The sequence below is a fragment of the Allobosea sp. P2_A10 genome, from assembly GCF_056405115.1.
This window is the reverse complement of sequence record NZ_JBFUCS010000063.1, coordinates 1-681: the sequence shown is the minus strand read 5'-3', so window position 1 is coordinate 681 and position 681 is coordinate 1. Positions and strand designations below refer to the sequence as shown.

General features: G+C 68.7%; 1 protein-coding gene. It reads right to left on the bottom strand.

Features of this window, described 5'->3' with window-relative positions:
- On the bottom strand, nucleotides 1-681 hold a 681-nt coding region (locus AC1DZY_RS26640; RefSeq protein WP_476823169.1), incomplete at both ends, for a 4-alpha-glucanotransferase.

Genomic DNA, 681 nt, shown 5'->3' with positions numbered 1-681 from the left:
AGCCCGGCTTTCGCGATCGTGTCACGGATCAGCGTGTCCGGCAGCGCCGCACAGGGGTCGGCGTGGAGCGGGTTGAAGAACAGCCGGGTCGAGGGCGAATAGGGGCTGAAATGCCCAGGCTCCGCACCATAGAGCGCATGGACCGGGCTGATCGCGAGTGCGTCGGCTCCCAGCATTGCGGCGCTGCGGCCGAGTTGCGCGACACCGGCGAAATTGCCGATACCGCCATCGTCGCGGCTGCGGAGCGAATAGATTTGGGCCGCCAGCCCCCAGCCGGGCGCACCCTCGTTGAGGTCGGCGAAGGTGATGCAGCGTTCCGGCGCGGTCGCGACGGTGAAGTCGCCCTCGGTGGTTCTGACTGTGTGATAGCCCGGCTCGACGAAGGCCGGCAGCGTCAGAGCGCCGTCATAGCCGTCCAGCGAGGTGACGACGCGGTGCGCGCCGCCTTCCAAGGCGATCTCGATGCTGCTTCCGCCGGCTACGTTGAGCGGCAGGCTGACCGGTTGACCGACGCGGGCGGTGGTGAAGCGCGAGGTGGCGGTCGCGTTGACGCCGCTCTCCACCATGGAAAGCGAATTGCGCAGGGCGGAATCGCTGTAGGCAGGCAAGCCGAGTTCCGACAGGATGGCGCGCAGGCTGTCGGGCGAGACAGCGCGCTCGGCGCGAGACAGCGCGCTCGGC